The organism is Streptomyces sp. NPDC031274 (assembly GCF_055570235.1).
In genome coordinates, this window is record NZ_JBVIHP010000034.1 from 72,708 (window position 1) to 90,175 (window position 17,468).

The 17,468-nt window shown below is 71.3% G+C and carries 14 protein-coding genes; 7 read left to right on the forward strand and 7 right to left on the reverse strand.

The window, feature by feature from the left end; translation table 11 throughout:
- Position 1 precedes the first annotated feature (1 nt).
- The 4 genes from ACZ5CR_RS38330 to rsmH are packed head-to-tail and all read right to left on the reverse strand — an operon-like array spanning position 2 to position 5,194.
- A complete protein-coding gene (locus tag ACZ5CR_RS38330) occupies positions 2–1,654 on the reverse strand; it encodes a UDP-N-acetylmuramoyl-L-alanyl-D-glutamate--2,6-diaminopimelate ligase (protein WP_468866463.1) in 1,653 nt (550 codons plus the stop codon).
- 19 nt (positions 1,655–1,673) lie between these two features.
- Positions 1,674–3,632: a peptidoglycan D,D-transpeptidase FtsI family protein gene (locus ACZ5CR_RS38335; protein ID WP_468866465.1), complete on the reverse strand. Its 1,959-nt coding sequence runs from the start codon at positions 3,630–3,632 to the stop codon at positions 1,674–1,676.
- Positions 3,633–3,637: 5 nt separating this feature from the next.
- Positions 3,638–4,189, reverse strand: coding sequence for a cell division protein FtsL (gene ftsL / locus ACZ5CR_RS38340; protein WP_468866467.1), 552 nt, complete (start codon positions 4,187–4,189; stop codon positions 3,638–3,640).
- 48 nt (positions 4,190–4,237) lie between these two features.
- Positions 4,238–5,194 carry a 16S rRNA (cytosine(1402)-N(4))-methyltransferase RsmH gene (rsmH, locus tag ACZ5CR_RS38345; protein ID WP_468866470.1) on the reverse strand — a complete coding sequence of 319 codons (957 nt, stop codon included), beginning with the start codon at positions 5,192–5,194 and terminating at the stop codon, positions 4,238–4,240.
- Between the two features lie 358 nt (positions 5,195–5,552).
- On the opposite strand from rsmH, the gene ACZ5CR_RS38350 reads away from it, so the two are divergent.
- From ACZ5CR_RS38350 to ACZ5CR_RS38365, 4 genes are all read left to right on the forward strand, one after another.
- Positions 5,553–6,176: a beta-class carbonic anhydrase gene (locus ACZ5CR_RS38350; protein WP_468866472.1), complete on the forward strand. Its 624-nt coding sequence runs from the start codon at positions 5,553–5,555 to the stop codon at positions 6,174–6,176.
- Between the two features lie 225 nt (positions 6,177–6,401).
- Positions 6,402–7,427 (forward strand): AAA family ATPase, encoded by a 1,026-nt coding sequence (locus tag ACZ5CR_RS38355; RefSeq protein WP_468866473.1) that lies wholly within the window; start codon positions 6,402–6,404, stop codon positions 7,425–7,427.
- Complete coding sequence (locus ACZ5CR_RS38360) at positions 7,427–8,794, forward strand: DUF58 domain-containing protein (protein WP_468866475.1); 1,368 nt, start codon at positions 7,427–7,429, stop codon at positions 8,792–8,794. Before ACZ5CR_RS38355 ends, ACZ5CR_RS38360 begins: the two co-directional genes overlap by 1 nt.
- A 73-nt stretch (positions 8,795–8,867) precedes the next feature.
- A complete protein-coding gene (locus ACZ5CR_RS38365) occupies positions 8,868–11,321 on the forward strand; it encodes a transglutaminase TgpA family protein (RefSeq protein WP_468866476.1) in 2,454 nt (817 codons plus the stop codon).
- A 146-nt stretch (positions 11,322–11,467) separates the two neighbouring features.
- Here ACZ5CR_RS38365 and ACZ5CR_RS38370 read toward each other — a convergent pair whose 3' ends face one another.
- The 3 genes from ACZ5CR_RS38370 to ACZ5CR_RS38380 form a co-directional block, all read right to left on the reverse strand.
- Positions 11,468–11,878 (reverse strand): DUF3040 domain-containing protein, encoded by a 411-nt coding sequence (locus tag ACZ5CR_RS38370; protein ID WP_383285357.1) that lies wholly within the window; start codon positions 11,876–11,878, stop codon positions 11,468–11,470.
- A gap of 275 nt (positions 11,879–12,153) precedes the next feature.
- Positions 12,154–12,930, reverse strand: a complete 777-nt coding sequence (locus ACZ5CR_RS38375) for a class I SAM-dependent methyltransferase (protein WP_468866478.1) — start codon at positions 12,928–12,930, stop codon at positions 12,154–12,156.
- A 137-nt stretch (positions 12,931–13,067) separates the two neighbouring features.
- Positions 13,068–13,616, reverse strand: coding sequence for an SAV_6107 family HEPN domain-containing protein (locus ACZ5CR_RS38380; RefSeq protein ID WP_468866480.1), 549 nt, complete (start codon positions 13,614–13,616; stop codon positions 13,068–13,070).
- 175 nt (positions 13,617–13,791) lie between these two features.
- Between ACZ5CR_RS38380 and ACZ5CR_RS38385 the strand changes: the two genes are divergently transcribed.
- Genes ACZ5CR_RS38385 through ACZ5CR_RS38395 form a run of 3 tightly spaced genes read left to right on the forward strand, consistent with a single transcriptional unit; the run spans position 13,792 to position 17,304 of the window.
- Entirely contained in the window at positions 13,792–14,580 is a 789-nt protein-coding gene (locus ACZ5CR_RS38385) for an ATP-binding cassette domain-containing protein (RefSeq protein WP_468866482.1), read from the forward strand.
- Complete coding sequence (locus ACZ5CR_RS38390) at positions 14,552–16,636, forward strand: YhgE/Pip family protein (protein ID WP_468866484.1); 2,085 nt, start codon at positions 14,552–14,554, stop codon at positions 16,634–16,636. The genes ACZ5CR_RS38385 and ACZ5CR_RS38390 overlap by 29 nt, the downstream gene beginning before the upstream one ends.
- Positions 16,637–16,686: 50 nt before the next feature.
- Positions 16,687–17,304 carry a TetR/AcrR family transcriptional regulator gene (locus ACZ5CR_RS38395; RefSeq protein WP_389909933.1) on the forward strand — a complete coding sequence of 206 codons (618 nt, stop codon included), beginning with the start codon at positions 16,687–16,689 and terminating at the stop codon, positions 17,302–17,304.
- Positions 17,305–17,468: the final 164 nt, after the last annotated feature.

Below are 17,468 nucleotides of genomic sequence, written 5' to 3' on the forward strand. Positions count from 1 at the left end.
TTCATCCCTGGGTTTGCTGGATAGCTTCGCGAAGTACCTGGCGGTCGTCGAAGGGACGTACCACCCCGGCGATGTCCTGTCCCTGCTCGTGGCCCTTGCCCGCGACGAGCACCGTGTCGCCGGGCTCGGCCCGGGCGACGGCCGCACGGATGGCGGTGGCGCGGTCCTCGAAGACGGCGACGTCGCCGCGCTCGTGGGCCGGCACGTCGGCGGCGCCCGCGAGCATCGTGGCGAGGATCGCGAGGGGGTCCTCACCGCGGGGGTTGTCGGCCGTCAGTACGGCGGTGTCGGCGAGCCGGGCCGCCGCGGCGCCCATCGGCATCCGCTTGGTCTTGTCCCGGTCGCCGCCGCAGCCGAGGACGATGTGCAGTTTGTTCTCGGTGACCTTGCGCAGGGCGCGCAGGACCGATTCGACGGCGTCCGTCTTGTGGGCGTAGTCGACGACCGCGAGGTAAGGCTGGCCCGCGTCGATGCGCTCCAGGCGGCCCGGTACGCCCGGCACCGCCGCGACGCCGTCAGCCGCCTGCTGCGGGTCGATCCCGGCGACGGCGAGCGAGACGATCGCGGCGAGCGTGTTGGCGACGTTGAAAGGACCGGCGAGCGGGGACCGTGCGGTGATCCGCTCCCCCTTCGGCCCGACCGCGACGAACGTGGAGTCGAACGGCATGACCTCGACGTCCTCCGCCCGCCAGTCGGCGTCGGGGTGGCCCTCCGCCGAGAAGGTGGTGACGGGGACCTCGGACTCGGTGATGAGCCTGCGCCCGTACTCGTCGTCGAAGTTGACCACTCCGAGCCGGGAGCGCTGCTTGCTGAACAGCTGCGCCTTGGCCTGGAAGTAGTCCTCCATGTCGGAGTGGAACTCCATGTGCTCCGGGCTGAGGTTGTTGAAGACGGCGACGTCGAAGACGCAGCCGTCCACCCGGCCGAGCACGAGGGCGTGACTGGAGACCTCCATGACGACGGCCTCGACGCCGCGCTCGCGCATCACCGCGAACAGCGCCTGGAGGTCGGTCGCTTCAGGGGTCGTGCGTTCGGACTTGATCCGCTCGTCGCCGATGCGCATCTCGACCGTGCCGATGAGACCGGTCGACCGGACGCCCTTGAAGCCGCCCTCGACGAGATAGGCCGTGGTGGTCTTGCCGGACGTACCGGTGATGCCGATCTGGAGCAGATCGCGCCCCGGATGGCCGTACACCGTGGCCGCGAGCTCCCCCATGGAGCCGCGCGGGTCGGGGACGACCAGGACCGGCAGGTCCGTGACGGCCGCGCGCTCGGCGCCCGTCGGATCGGTGAGGATCGCGGTGGCGCCGAGGTCGGCGGCCTGGGCGACGAAGTCGGCGCCGTGCAGCCGGGCGCCGGGCAGCGCGGCGTAGATGTCGCCGGGGCGCACCGCGCGGGAGTCGTGCGTGATGCCGCTGACCTCCCCCGTGCCCGGGGCGGCGACGCCCAGCTGATCGGCGATCCTGGCGAGCGGCGTCGCGGAGACCTGGACCGGCCGCGGCGGTCCCGGATATGTCACAGGAACGCCCTTCTGGGTGGTTTGGGACTGATCAGCGTGTGGCACGGCGGTGAGCGTACCGGGCTCACCGGGCTCAGGGCGAAGCGGGCGGTGTGGCGGGGGCTGGTTCCCCGGCGCCGGAGTGATCGTTGTCACGGGTTTGTCCTGGTGGGGCTCAGGGTTCGAAGGTGACGGGGAGCCGGGCCGCGCTTTTGCCTGTGGGCGGGACCTGGAGCGTCTTGAGGGCGAACTGCATGACTTCCTTGTAGATGGGACCGCAGATCTGGCCGCCGAAGTAGCTTCCCTTGGTGGCGTTCTGAATCGCGCAGTAGACGGTGACGCGCGGCTTGTCGGCGGGCGCGAACCCGGCGAACGACGAGGTGTAGCCCTTGTACTTGCCGGTCTCGGGGTCGACCCGGTTGGCCGTACCCGTCTTGCCCGCGACCCGGTAGCCGGGGATGCGGGCCTTGGTGCCCGTGCCCTCTTCGTCGTCGACGACGGACTCGAGCATGTGCGACACCGTCTTGGCGGTCTTCTCGCTCACCACGCGGGTCTTCTTGGGCTTCTGCGCGGGCGTGAAGCGGCCGTCGGGGCCCTTTATGCCGCGCACCAGCGTGGGCTCGACGCGTACGCCGCCGTTGGCGATGGTCGAGTAGACGGAGGCCGCCTGCATCGCGTTGATCGAGAAGCCCTGGCCGAACGGGATCGTGTACTGCTGCGAGGTGGACCACTTGTCGGGCGCCGCGAGGATGCCGGACGTCTCGCCGGGGAAGCCGAGCCCGGTCTCCCTGCCGATGCCGAACTTCCGCAGATACGAGTAGAGCGACTTGTTGGCGTCGCGCTGGGTCTTGCCCAGCTCGCCGGTGGCCAGGATCGTGCCGATGTTGCTGGACTTGGCGAGCACGCCGTTGAGCGTGAGGTGCCAGGTCGGGTGGTCGATGTCGTCCTGGAAGAGCCGGTCACCGCGGTGCAGCCGGTTGGGGACCGTGACGTGCGTGCCGGGCGTGGCCGCGTTCTCCTCAAGGACGGCGGCCATCGACATGATCTTGGCGGTCGAGCCCGGCTCGAAGGCGTCCTGGAGCGAGGCGTTGCCGAGCGCCGTGCCGTCGGCCTGCGAGAGGTCGTTCGGATCGAAGCCCGGGGAGTTGGCCATCGCGAGGATCTCGCCGGTCTTGTTGTCCTGCACTATCACGTAGCCGCGGTCCGCCTCGGACTTCTTGACCTGCTCGGTGATGGCGTTCTGCGCGGCCCACTGGATGTCGCGGTCGATGGTGAGCTCGACGTCCGAGCCGGGCACGGCGGGCGTCTCCGTGCTGCCCGCGGTCGGCACCTGGTGGCCGCCGGACTGGGCGTACCTGATCTTGCCGTCCTTGCCCGAGAGCTCCTTGTTGAGCTGCTGCTCCACGCCGCCCGCGCCCTTGCCCTCGGCGTTGACCCAGCCCAGTATCCCGGCGCCCAGGCTGTCGTTCGGGTACACGCGCTTGCTGCTGGGGTCCTGGAAGACGCCCGCGAGGACGTTGGCGCTCTTCTTGTCGGTGCTCGCCTTGTCGTCGAGCGCGCCGCGCAGGTCCTTGATCTGCTTCCAGACCTGCGGGGTCTGCCGGCGGGCGAGCAGGACGTAGCGCGTCTTGGGGGTCTTGAGCTGCTCGGTGAGCCGCTCGACGTCCTTGTCGAGGATCGGGGCGAGGAGGGCTGCGGCCTGTTCGGGCCCGTCCTTGATGCCCATCTCCTTCGCCGTGAACATCGTGGGGTCGGCCGTGATGTCGTACGCGTCCACGCTGGCGGCGAGCTCGACGCCGCTGCGGTCGGTGATGCCGCCGCGCTCGGCGGTCAGGACGTGGCTGAAGTAGCGGTTCTTCTCGGCCTTGGCGGTGTAGACGCTCGCGTCGACCGCCTGTACCTGGAGGAGGCGTACGACGAAGGCCAGCATCACCAGGGTCAGGCCGAGGCTCACCATGCGCAGGCGGGGTCGCGGGCTGCCGAGCCGGATGGTGCGGGCCTTGGCGGCGGGGCGCGGGCGGCGGGCGGCGGGGCGGGCCTCTGATCCCGGGCGGCGCTGTTCGCCGGGGCGGGCGGGGCGCGAAGGCCGCGCGGGACCCGGGACCCTGCGTCGCGGGGGTTGGCGGTCCGTCACTTACGTCACCTGCCGGAGGTCGTGGGGCCGGGCTTCGCGGAGGGGGTGGGCACGGGCGGGGCTTCCGAGGGGGCGGCGGAGGGGGCCGGGGATGCCGGGGGCGGCGAGGGGGTGGGCGGCGCCGGGAGCGAGACCGAGGGCGCCGGGGACGCCACCTCCTGCGGACGCGGCTCCGGCCGCAGCGCGGAGGTCTGCTCGGCGGCGCCGGGGACGCCGCGCACGGTGCCGTCCGGGTTCAGGAAGGCCGGGTCGCCGCCCGGCACCATGCCGAGCTCACGGGCGCGGCGCTGGAGGGCGTCAGGGGCGGCGTAGGCGTCCACGTCCCGCTGGAGCTCCTGCTCCTGGTCGGTGAGCTCCGTCGTCTCCTTCTTGAGCTCGCTCAGCTGGAACGAGCCTTCGTTGAGCGAGGAGTTCAGGATGAGGAGGCCGATCAGACCGCCGCCGAGCAGCAGCACGACGAGCAGCACGAAAGGCGTGCGCGCGGCCTGGCTCGGCCCCGACGGAAGGAGCCGTGCGAGCCGGGCGGCCCTTCCGCGCAACTGAGGCTTCTTGCTCATGGGGCCTCCTGGGGGACGCCGTTCACGGGTGCTCCTGGCGGGCTCGTGTCACAGAGCCTCCTCGCGGATGCGCATCGCACCCCGCAGCCGCGCCGGGGCCGCCCTGCGGTTCTCGGCGATCTCTTCCTCGGTGGGCAGTTCGGCGCCGCGCGTGAGCAGCTTGAGCCGGGGCTGGTAGCGCTCGGGGACGACGGGCAGGCCGGGCGGCGCGGTCGTCGCGGCGCCTGCCGCGAACACCTGCTTGACCAGACGGTCCTCGAGCGAGTGGTACGAGAGGACGGCGATGCGGCCGTCGACGGCGAGCGTCTTCACGGCCGCCGGGATGGCCGCCTCCAGGACGCTCAGTTCGCCGTTGACCTCGATGCGCAGGGCCTGGAAGGTGCGCTTGGCGGGGTTTCCGCCGGTGCGCTTGGCGGCCTGCGGCAGGGAGTCGCGGATCAGCTCGACGAGCCGCGCGCTGTTGCTGAACGGCTCCTTGTCGCGCTCGCGCACGACGGCGCCCACGATCCGCTTGGCCTGCTTCTCCTCGCCGTACTGGCGCAGGATCCGCACCAGTTCGCCCGGTGCGTACGTGTTGAGGACCTCGGCGGCGCTGACTCCGGTCGTCTGGTCCATGCGCATGTCGAGGGGCGCGTCCTGCGCGTAGGCGAAGCCCCGGTCCGCCTCGTCGAGTTGCATGGAGGAGACACCGAGGTCGAAGAGGATGCCCTGGACCTTCGCGACGCCGAGCCGGTCGAGTACCTCGGGGAGCTCGTCGTAGACCGCGTGCACCAGTTCGGCCCGGTCGCCGAAGGGGGCGAGCCGCTCCCCGGAGAGCCGCAGCGCTTCCTTGTCGCGGTCGAGGCCGATCAGGCGGGCCGACGGGAACGTGGACAGCAGCGCCTCGCTGTGGCCGCCGAGTCCGAGGGTGCAGTCGACGACGACCGCACCCGGCTGGGCGAGCGCGGGGGCCAACAGGTCCAGGCATCGCTGGAGCATCACCGGGACATGTCGGGTGTGGCTCAAAGGGCCCTCTCAGGTCCGGCGCGGCGAGACGTGCGCACGGCCGGGTCCCCGCCCGCCCGGAAGGTGAAGGGCCTGCTGGCGCCGGGGAAGTGGCGTCAGCCGACCGGGAGCGGGAGGAGGCCGAGCCGTACGTACGCGCCGCGTACGCGGGGGGATTCAGGAAATCCCCGGGTGAACAGTCCAGCGGGGAGCAGGTCACGGCCCTCCCACTTCGCGTCACTTTAGTCCACCCTGTCGCCCGGTCAATCAACTGGCCTGCGCGTCGCGGACGGGTCGTCGAAGGAACCGCGCATCCCGCTCCGTCACCCGTTCGGGTGTAGCCGGCGCACTCCTGTGGGTTAGCTCACAACAAGACTCATTGACGTTCTTTGTCCCTTCTCACAGCGGGCCCCGGCGATCAGTGCCGACTACCGTCATAGCCATGTCGACTTCCGCGTCCCCCACGGACAGCTCCCCCGCAGAGCCGATCGGCGGCATACCCGCCGACGGCACCGTCACGGACCGCCTCGTCGAGGCCAACCACCGGTACGCCTCGGGCTTCACCGACCCGGGCATGGACGCACGCCCCGTCCTGGGCGTGGCCGTCGTGTCCTGCATGGACGCCCGCATCGACCTGCACGACGCGCTCGGTCTCGAACTGGGTGACTGCCACACCATCCGCAACGCGGGCGGCGTGGTCACCGACGACGTCATGCGCTCCCTGACGATCAGCCAGCGCGCGCTCGGCACGAAGAGCGTCGTACTGATCCACCACACCAGCTGCGGTCTGGAGAGCCTCACCGAGGAGTTCCGGCACGAGCTCGAACTGGAGGTCGGCCAGCGGCCCGCCTGGGCGGTGGAGGCCTTCCGCGACGTCGACCAGGACGTACGGCAGTCGATGCAGCGCGTGCGGACCTCGCCGTTCCTTCTGCACACCGACGATGTGCGGGGATTCGTCTTCGATGTGACCACGGGTCTGCTGCGGGAGATCGACCCTGCGTGACCGGGTCCGGAGCGGGCCTTTCCGGATCGGCTCGGCCGTCAAAAGGGCGTAAGACCTGACATACCGCCGCCAGTTATCCGCGGGCGAGTGACACAACCCGGTATGCCCAACAAGAATGCGTGTGTGGCATCGCGCTGAACCATTCACGCGCGGTGTCCGTGTTTCGGGGTGGGCCGGGCCGCACACACTTGCGTCGGCCCGGAGAACGTGTCCGAGGAGGGCCGGGTGACGACCTATGACGATCGAGCGAGCCTCACAGATCTGACCGCCACAGCGGAGCGTGTCCGCAGGTCGGTCGAGGGTGTGATCGAAGGTAAGCCAGAGGTCGTACGGCTTTCGCTGACCGTGCTCCTCGCCGAGGGGCACTTGCTGATCGAAGATGTACCGGGCGTGGGAAAGACCATGCTCGCCAAGGCACTCGCGCGGTCCATCGACTGCTCGGTGCGGCGTATCCAGTTCACGCCCGACCTGCTGCCGTCGGACATCACTGGTGTGTCCATCTTCGACCAGCAGCGCCGGGACTTCGAGTTCAAGCCCGGCGCGATCTTCGCGCAGATCGTGATCGGCGACGAGATCAACCGCGCGTCGCCGAAGACGCAGTCCGCGCTCCTTGAGTCCATGGAGGAGCGCCAGGTCACCATCGACGGGCAGACCTATGAGCTGCCGAGCCCCTTCATGGTGGTGGCGACGCAGAACCCCGTCGAGATGGAGGGCACCTATCCCCTGCCCGAGGCGCAGCGCGACCGCTTCATGGCGCGCGTCTCGATCGGCTATCCCAGCCCGGAGGCCGAGCTGGAGATGCTGGACGTCCACGGCGGCGTCTCGCCGCTCGACGACCTCCAGCCGGTGGCGCACGCGCACGACATCGTGAAGCTCGTCGACGCGGTGCGTACGGTCCACGTGGCCGACGCCGTCCGGCGGTACGCCGTGGAGCTGGTCGGGGCGACCCGCAACCACCCGGACCTGAGACTCGGGGCCTCCCCGCGCGCGACGCTCCACCTGCTGCGGGCGGCCAAGGCCTCCGCCGCGCTCAGCGGTCGGGAGTTCGCCCTGCCGGACGACGTGCAGGCCCTCGCCGTCGCGGTGCTGGCGCACCGGCTGCTGCCCACGGCACAGGCCCAGCTGAACCGTCGTACGGCCGAATCGGTCATCCAGGAGATCCTCCAGCGCACGCCCGTACCGGCCGCCGCCCAGCCCCAGCCGAACACCGGCTACTTCAACCAGCAGCCGCCCGGCGCGCGGAGGCTGTGATGGAGGCCGGGGGGCCGCAGCCGACGCAGGCCGAAGAGGGCAAGGGCGGACTGCGGACCGCGCTCGCGGGTCTGACCACACGCGGGCGTTCGTTCCTGGCGGCCGGGGTCGCCGCCGCCGTCTGCGCGTACGTCCTGGGGCAGAGCGATCTGCTCCGGGTCGGGCTGCTGCTCGCCGTCCTTCCGCTGGTCTGCGCGACCGTGCTCTACCGCACCCGCTACCGCGTCGCGGGCAGCCGCAGGCTCTCCCCCGCGCGCGTGCCCGCCAGTTCGGAGGCCCGTGTCCATCTGCGGATGGACAACGTCTCGCGACTGCCCACGGGCCTCCTGATGCTCCAGGACCGGGTGCCCTACGTCCTGGGGCCGCGGCCTCGTTTCGTGCTCGACCGGGTGGAGGCCGGGGGCCGCCGTGAGGTGTCCTACCGCGTCCGCTCGGACCTGCGGGGGCGCTACCCGCTCGGCCCGCTCCAGCTCCGCCTGACCGACCCCTTCGGGATGTGCGAGCTGACCCGCTCCTTCTCGACGTACGACACCTTGACGGTCATCCCGCGCGTGGAGGCACTGCCTCCGGTGCGTCTGACCGGCGAGGCCAAGGGGTACGGCGACGGGCGGCACCGCTCGCTCGCCCTCGCGGGCGAGGACGACGTGATCCCGCGGGGCTACCGCCACGGCGACGACCTGCGCCGCGTCCACTGGCGCTCCACGGCTCGCTACGGAGAGCTCATGGTGCGCCGCGAGGAGCAGCCGCAGCGGGCCCGCTGCACGGTGCTCCTGGACACCCGGGCGCACGCCTTCCGGGGCGCGGGCCCCGACTCGGCGTTCGAGTGGGCGGTGTCGGGCACGGCGTCCGCCCTGGTGCACATGCTGGAACGGGGCTTCTCGGTGCGGCTCCTGACCGACACCGGCAACTCCGTGCCCGGCGAGGGCTCGGGCGGCTTCGCGGGCGCGAGCCAGGAGTCGGCGGACGCGGCGGGACTGATGATGGACACCCTCGCGGTGATCGACCACTCGGACGGCGCGGGTCTCTCACCCGCGTACGACGTGCTGCGCGGAGGCAACGAAGGCCTCCTCATCGCCTTCCTCGGCGACCTCGACGAGGAGCAGGCGACGGTGGCCGCCAAGATGCGGCAGCGCAGCGGCGCCGCGGTCGCCTTCGTCCTGGACAGCACGGCCTGGGCCCACGGCCCTGGCGGCGCTCCCTCGGGCCCCGGCGAGGAGCGGGTCCAGATGCTGCGCGAGGCGGGCTGGACGGCCGTGGCGGTGCCTCCCGGGATCGCCCTGGTGGACCTCTGGCGCCAGGCGGACCACCTGCGGGCGAGCACGGGCCCGGCCCCGACCACGGGGACGACGACCGGGGGCTGGGGATGAGCGGCGGCCCGTCCGGCAGGACCACAGACGGTCCGCCCCGCAGGACCACAGGCACGACAACAGGGGGATGTTCATGAGTGGGCGCGCGCGACTCGCGCTCTGTGCCACGGCGGCCACGCTGATGGCGTCGGGGGCGCTGCTGCCGCTCGTCGATCCGGCGACGTGGTTCGTCCAGGCGGCGATCCTGCTCGCGGTGCAGAGCGGCGTGGGCGCGCTCACCCGCCGTGTCCCGCTCGCCCGGCCGGTCACGGTCGGCGTGCAGGCCCTGGTGACGCTCCTTCTGCTCACCCTGGTGTTCGCCCGTGAGCAGGCGATCGGCGGGGTGGTGCCGGGCCCCGACGTGTTCCGGGAGTTCGGGCAGCTGCTGCAGTCGGGCGGCAACGACGTCGGGCAGTACGCGATTCCGGCGCCGCTCAGTGACGGCATCCGGCTGATGCTGGTCGGCGGCGTCCTGGTGATCGGCCTCGCGGTGGACGCCCTCGCGGTGACGTTCCGTACGGCGGCGCCCGCGGGTCTTCCGCTGCTCGCGCTGTACTCGGTCGCCGCGGGGCTCTCCGGGGACGGGGCGGGGTGGCTGTGGTTCCTGCTCGCGGCCGCCGGGTATCTGCTGCTGCTCCTCGCGGAGGGCCGGGACCGGCTCTCCCAGTGGGGGCGCGTCTTCGGGGGCGCGGCGCGTGCGCCCGGCCGGATCTCGGGGGGCCTGGAGACCGACAACGGTGCGATCGCGCCGGTCCGCACGGGGCGGCGCATCGGTGCGGTCGCCCTTGGCATCGCGCTGGTGGTGCCCCTCGCGCTGCCCGCCCTCGACGGCGGGCTCCTCGACGGTTCCGGCGGTGCCGGAGGCTCGGGCTCCGGCGGTGGCGGCACGATCTCCGCGGTGAATCCGCTGGTCGCGCTCCAGGACAGCCTGAACGAACCGGACGACCGCGAGGTCATCTCGTACAAGACGAACGCCAAGGCGACCGACAACCTCTATCTGCGGATCGTCTCCCTCGACCAGTTCGACGGCACGACGTGGAAGACCACCGTCCGGTCCATCGACGACGTGCCCTCGCGCCTCGATGACCCGCCCGGGCTCTACCCCGACGTCCGCAGGACCGAGATCCAGACCAACATCTCGGCCTCCGACAGCTACGCGCAGAACTGGCTGCCGATGCCCTACCCCGCGAGCCAGGTGAAGATCGACGGCCGCTGGCGGTACGAGCCGGTGGGCCGCGCCCTGGTCGGCGACCGCGGCCAGACGACGCGCGGCGCGCAGTACGAGGTCAAGAGCCTCATCGTGGAGCCGACGGCCGAGCAGCTCGCGGGCGCCTCCAAGCCGCCCAAGCAGATCGCCGATGAGTTCACCAAGGTGCCCGACACCTTGCCGTCCGTGGTGGCGTCCGAGGCCCGCCGCATCACCAAGGGCACGTCGAACGACTACGAGAAGGCCGTCAAGCTCCAGGACTGGTTCGCGTCGGAGGGCGGCTTCACGTACAACACGCAGGTCCGGGCGGGCAGCGGACCCGCTGCGATAGCGCGCTTCTTGCAGCAGAAGGAAGGCTTCTGCGTCCACTTCTCGTTCGCCATGGCCTCGATGGCGCGGACGCTGAACATCCCGGCGCGCGTCGCGGTGGGCTTCACGCCCGGTGCCGCGCAGGGAGACGGTTCGATGTCGGTCGGCCTGCGGGACGCGCACGCCTGGCCGGAGCTGTACTTCGAGGGCGTGGGCTGGACCCGCTTCGAGCCGACCCCGAACCGCGGCTCGGTGCCGGACTACACGCGCCCGGACACCCCGTCCGACGGCGCGAGTGATCCGGCGGCGCCCGAGCCGTCGTCGACGACGGCTCCGTCCGACGCGCCTTCGGCCTCCACGAGCTGCCCTGTCGACCAGCAGAAGCAGGGCGGCTGCGCGAGCACGGCCCCGGCGCCGGCGGGCGGCTCGGGCGGCGATGGACCACCGATCGGCATGATCCTCGCCGTGGTCCTCGGAGCACTCGTGGTCCTCGGCCTGCCCTTGCTGCCGATGCTGTGGCGCAAGCGGATCCGTGCGGTACGCCTGGGCTCCACCGGCCGTACGGAGGCGGACGCGGCCACGCGGACCCTTGCCGCCTGGCTCGAAGTGACCGACACGGCCTGGGACCACGGCATTACGCCGGACGAGTCGCAGACCCCGCGCAAGGCGGCGGCCCGGATCGTCCGGGTCGGGCAGCTCGCCGCGGCACCCGCGGAGTCCGTCCATCGCCTGGCCGCGGCGGTCGAGCAGGTCCTCTACGCGCCACGGCCACAGCCGACGGCCGGTCTGGCCGACGACGTGCGCCGGGTGTCCGACGGCCTCGGGGCGACCGTGGGCCGTGCGACCCGGCTGCGGGTGACGCTCGCCCCGCGTTCGGCCGCACGGGTGATGTGGGCGCTCTCGGACCGCTGGGCGGCGCTCAAGGCGAGGTGGTCCGAGCGGATCACCAAGCGGTGGACGGCGCTGCGGAGGACTTCGCGGCCGGCGCAGCCGTCGTCGCCGTCGCCGTCGCCGTCGCAGCAGGAGGGCTGAGCCCGGGCCCCCGGTGGGGGGCTTGAGGGCATAAGCACTTGAGGACATACGTAAGGGGTGACCGCCTGGGCGGTCACCCCTTACGTGAAAGCTAAAAGCTCGAAAGCTGAAAGCTCAAAATCTAGAAGCTCACTGGATCTAGAAGCTCACTGGCCCTGTTCGTCGCGGCGGCGCTGCCAACGCTGCTCGATCCGGTCCATCATCGACTTCCGTTGCCGGGTCTGCCGACGGGCCGGGGCGCTGCCCGGTGCCGTGGGCGTACCGGCCGCCGGCTGTTCACCCGGCTTGGGCGCTTTGCGCCATCCGGTGACGGCGAGCACCGCACATCCCAGCATGACGAGGAATCCCACCACGCTCACCCAAATCTGCTGGGCGACCATTCCGGCCATGAGAAGGGCGATTCCCACAAGGAAGCCCGCGACCGCTTGGTAGACCCGTCGCCGGGTGTACGTACGCAGCCCGCTTCCCTCGAGCGCTGTCGCGAACTTGGGATCTTCGGCGTACAGCGCTCGCTCCATCTGCTCGAGCATGCGCTGCTCGTGCTCCGAGAGCGGCACGGAGTCCTCCTCATTGTGCAGTCGCCGGGGGCGACCGGGGGTCCCCTTCAGGATAGGCAGGGAATCGCCCCCGTGAAACCCGCCCCTCTGCGCCAACTTCGCCAAACCGGACCACCCTGCCGCTCCGGCTCACTGAAACAAACATTCCCCAGCGGCCGGCCCGGCATGCCGGACGGTCTGCCTCGATCATACGGCGCCCATAGCCCGTTCGGGGGGTATGTGCCCTACTCCATGTGCGGCTGCGTTGCTGATCAGCGGGGCAGCCGGGGCGGAGGTCAGCCCTCGGAGGCATCCCGGGTCTCGCCGAGCACGTGCAACTGGGTGGCCACGGAGTGGAACGCGGAGAGCTCGGCGGCGGCCGCCTCCAGCTTGAGGAGGGCCTCCAGGGCGCCGGGTTCGGTGTCCACGAGGACGCCCGGGACCAGGTCGGCGAAGACCCGCACCCCGTGCACCGCGTCGACCCTGACGCCCGCGCCCTCGACAAGATCGGTCAGCTGGTCCGCGGTGAAGCGCCTGGGCACGGGGTCGGCGTCGCCCCAGCGTCCCGCCGGGTCGCCGAGCGCGTGCCTGGCCTCGGTGAAGTGCCCGGCGAGCGCCCTGGCGAGCACGGCTCCGCCGAGACCGGCGGCGAGCAGACTGAGGGTGCCGGAGGGGCGCAGCGCGCCGACCGCGTTGCGCACGCCCTCGGCGGGGTCGTCCAGGTACTCCAGGACGCCGTGACACAGGACGGCGTCGAACCCGGCGCGCTCCACGACGTCGAAGAGGCCGTGCACGTCGCCCTGGACGCCGCGCACCCGGTCGGCGACGCCCGCCTCGGCGGCCCGGCGCTCCAGCGCGAAGAGGGCGTTCGGGCTGGGGTCGACGACGGTGACGCGGTGGCCGAGGCGGGCGACGGGCACGGCGAAGTTGCCGCTGCCGCCTCCGGTGTCCAGCACGTCGAGGGAGGGCAACTCCTGGCTCGTGGCCTTGACCCGGCGGTCGAGAGCGTCCTTGAGGACCTCCCAGACCACGGCGGTACGGAGAGAAGCGCGGGGGCGCATCGGGTCCGACACGGCAGTTGACTCCTCGGCGCGTCCACCGCACGTCCGCGGCGGAGCTAGGGGGTTCCCTCCGTCTGCGCTCGCGGCAGACAGGAGGGTGCGGGCGCTCCCACCCTATTGCCTTCGGGCGACTGTCCCGTCACCCGTCTTCACGCCTCCCGGCTCGCGTCCTGCGGCTCCTGCGACAGCTCCTGCCTGGGCTGGGGCAGTACGGGCTGCAGCACGAGCATCCGCTCGACGAGGCGCAAGAACATCGCCACGTCACGCAGCAGGTCGTCCGCGTCACGGATGGTGGCCGCGCCCTGTATGCCCGCCTCGGCGCGGGCCCTGCGCGCCGCGCCGGAGGCGAACAGGGCGCTCCACTCGGTCAGTTCGGGGGCTATCTCGGGGAGTACTTCCCAGGCGCTCCGGATCCGCTGCCTGCGTCGCGGGGTCAACTCGGGTCGGCCGCGGGCGGCGAGGACGGCCGCCGCGGTGCGCAGGGCCGCGAGGTGGGCCGTGGCATAGCGCTCGTTCGAGGTCTCCAGGTGCTCGGCCTCGTCGATGCCGGCGCGGGCCTGGGCGAGCAGTTCGAGTGCGGCGGGCGGGGCGGTGGCCCGGCGCAGGACGGGGTGGACGTCGGTCGCGGGGCCGGAACTCGAAGGGGCAGGGCCGACGGGGCTGTGCCGACGTGCGGCTGCTGCGGAAGTACTGGCCATGACGAACCTCCTGTCGTCGTGTAACGGCTATGTGGCCGTATGTGCACATCGTGTAGTACGCCACTGACAATCGGCTCTGACCTGCGGCTTTGCCCCGATCGCGGGTTCGCGTTAGTTTTTGCACTGACCAGTCAGTTCAAAAGACTCCAGTCAAGAGAAGACGCGAGGGGGAAGTGTGGACGGGCCGAACGACGGGGCGCGGGGAGCCGCCGTCACAGCGCGGGGGTTCGGGCTCAAGGGGCCACGGGGCTGGGCGTTCCGTGAGGTCGATGTCGAGGCGGAGCCCGGGTCGCTGATCGCGGTCGAGGGGCCTTCGGGGTCGGGCCGGACCTGTCTGCTGCTCGCACTCACCGGACGGATGCGCCCCACCGAGGGCGAGGCCTCCGTCGGGGGCTTCCGGCTGCCCAAGCAGCTCGCGGCGGTGCGCCGGATCAGCGCCCTCGGGCCCGTGCCCGGCGTGACGGATCTCGATCCGGCGCTGACCGTCGCCGAGCATCTGCGCGAACGAGCCCTCCTGGAGCGGCGGTTCGGCGGTTCGCTGCGCGGTCTGCTGAGGCCGCGTGCCGAGCGGGCCGCCGCGGCACGGCTGCGGATCGACACGGCGCTGACCGCCGCCGGGCTCGACATGGAGTCGCTGCCCAAGGGACGGCGGACCTCCGTGCGCGATCTGGAGCGCCTCGAGGCGCTGCGGCTCTCGGTGGCCCTGGCCCTGATCGGGCGGCCCGGGCTCCTTGCCGTCGACGACGTCGACCTCAAGCTGTCGGACGCCGAACGGGACGAGGCATGGGCCCTGCTGAGGTCCCTCGCACAGAGCGGCATCACCGTCGTCGCCGTGTGCAACGAGGCACCCGAGGACGCGGTCGCCGTGTCCACGGACCGAAAGACCACCGAGTCCGGGTCGGAAGACCGGAACGACGACGACAAGGAGACGGCCGATGCGCTCGCCGAAGCTGGCCGCGCTTGAGCTCAGGCGCTTCGGCAGGGGGAAGCTGCCGCGCATGGCGCTGGTCGCACTCCTGCTGCTGCCCCTGCTGTACGGCGCGCTGTACCTGTGCTCGTTCTGGGACCCGTACGGCAATCTCGACCGCATACCGGTGGCTCTCGTCAACGACGACAAGGGAGCGACGGCCGGGGGCAAGAAGCTCGCGGTGGGCGACGGCATCGTCGACGGCCTCGAGGACAGCAAGACCTTCGACTGGCGCGAGGTGAGCTCCGCCGAGGCCCGCAAGGGCGTCGAGGACGGGACGTACTACCTGTCCCTGACGATGCCGTCCGACTTCAGCAAGCGCGTCGCGTCGAGTTCCGGGGACTCTCCGGAGACGGGCGCTCTGCGCGTCCGTACGAACGACGCCAACAACTACATCGTCGGGCAGATCTCCCGGACGGTCTTCTCCGAGGTGCGCACGGCGGCCTCCACCAAGGCGTCGCGCTCCTTCCTCGACAAGATCTTCATCTCGTTCTCCGACATCCACGGGGCGACCGAGAAGGCCGCCAAGGGCGCCGACAAGCTCGACAGCGGCATCGGCGAGGCCAAGAAGGGCTCCAAGAAGCTGGCGACCGGCCTGGACGACGCCAAGGACGGCAGCAGCGACCTGGCCGGGGGCGTCAAGAAGCTCGACAAGGGCGCCCGTGACCTCCAGGACGGTTCGAAGAAGGTCTCGGACGGCACCCAGAAGCTGGCCGACAAGGTCAACGGCACCGCGGACCAGGTGCGGCCCTTCCTGAAGGACAACGGCAAGACCGTGGGGGACACGGCCCAGCTCGTCGCCGACTCCTCCAAGGCCCTGAAGAACCACCTGAACACCTGGGTCAAGCTCGCCCCCGTGGCGGCCGACGGCGCCAAGAAGGGGTCCGAGACCATCGGCGGCCTCTACACGGAGCGCTGCGTGGACCTCCCGGTGCCCGACCCGGCCTGCCCGAAGCTCAAGGAGGCCAAGACGGCCGCGGAGAACGTGTCGACCATCGCGGACGACATGAACACCGTGGTCAAGGACCAGAACAGCGACGTCAAGAAGCTCAAGAGGAACCTGACCACGCTGCAGAAGAAGTCGCAGGACCTGGCCGACCGCGCACCGCACCTCGACGAGGACCTGAACACGGCCGTCGCCCAGATCAACGAGCTCAACACGGGCGCGGGGAAGGTCACCAAGGGCGCCAAGAAGCTGCACACCGGCCTCGGCACCGCCAAGACCGGCGCCACGGACCTCGACACGGGCATCGGCAAGCTCCAGACGGGTGCGAGCGACCTCAAGGGCGGCATGTTCAAGCTGGCCGACGGCTCCGAGAAGCTGTCCGGCGGGCTGCACGACGGCGTCAAGAAGATCCCCGACTACGGCAAGAAGGACCGCGACCAGCGCACCGACGTCATGGCCGACCCGGTGCAGCTCGCCTCCCAGTCGATGCACAAGGCACCCAACTACGGCACGGGCTTCGCCCCGTACTTCATCCCGCTGTCCCTGTGGGTCGGCGCGATGGTGGCGTACATGCTGATCCAGCCGCTCAACCGGCGCGCGCTCGCCGCGGGCGCCTCCGCCTGGCGTATCGCGTTCGCGGGCTGGCTGCCGGTCGCCGCACTCGGCGTGCTCCAGACGGCGGCCCTGATGTCGGTGCTGCACTGGGGGCTCGGCCTTCAGATGGCGCGGGCGGCCGGGACGGTGGGCTTCCTCTGCCTGGTGACGTGCTGCTTCGCGGCGATCGTGCAGTGGCTGAACGCACGCTTCGGGGCGGCGGGGCGGATCCTCGTCCTCGCGGCCCTGATGCTCCAGCTGACCTCGGCCGGCGGCACGTACCCCGTCCAGACGAGTCCGTCCTTCTTCGGCGCGATCCACCCCTTCCTGCCGATGAGTTACGTCGTCGACGCCCTCCGCAGGCTCATCACGGGCGGCGGACTCGGCCCCGTATGGGAGGCGTGCGTGGTCCTGACGGCCTTCACCGCGGGCGCCCTCGCGCTCACCGCGCTCTCCGCACGCCGCAAGCAGGTGTGGACCCTGGACCGTCTGCACCCGGAGCTGACCCTGTGAGACCCGCGACCGCGCCTGTGCGGGCGTCAAGACCTGTGAGAATCAGGCCCATGGACAGCAGCGCAACCAGCACCCGGCGTGAGGCCACCCGGCAGAAGCTCTACGAGGCGGCCGTCACCCTCATCGCGGAGCAGGGCTTCTCGGCCACGACGGTCGACGAGATCGCCGAGCGGGCCGGGGTCGCGAAGGGCACGGTCTACTACAACTTCGCGAGCAAGTCGGTTCTCTTCGAGGAGCTGCTGCGGCACGGCGTCGGGCTGCTCACCGCCTCTTTGAAGGAGGCGGCCGAGAAGACGGCGGGGAGCGGCGGCCGGCAGGTCGACGCGCTTGACGCGATGATCCGGGCGGGCCTGGTCTTCATCGACCGCTATCCGGCCTTCACCCAGCTGTACGTCGCCGAGCTGTGGCGCACCAACCGCGCCTGGCAGTCCACCCTGATGGTGGTGAGGCAGCAGGCCGTGGCCGTCGTGGAGGACGTCCTGCGCGCGGGCGTCGAGAACGGCGAGCTCAGCGAGGAGATCGACGTCCCCCTGACGGCCGCCGCGCTCGTCGGGATGGTCCTGGTGGCGGCGCTCGACTGGCAGGCCTTCCAGCCCGAGCGCTCCCTCGACGACGTGCACTCGGCGCTCTCGCGACTGCTGCAGGGCCGGGTGAGCGGCGGGGGCTGATCCGCCGCCACGAAACCGCGCGCACCACGCGAGCCGCGCGAGCCGCGCACGAGAGAAGCGGGGGGGGGGGGGGGGGGGGGGGGGGGGGGGGGGGGGGGGGGGGGGGGGGGTGGGGGTGTGGTGTCTTCGCTCTTCCCCTTTTCCCTCTCTTGTTTTGGGTGGGT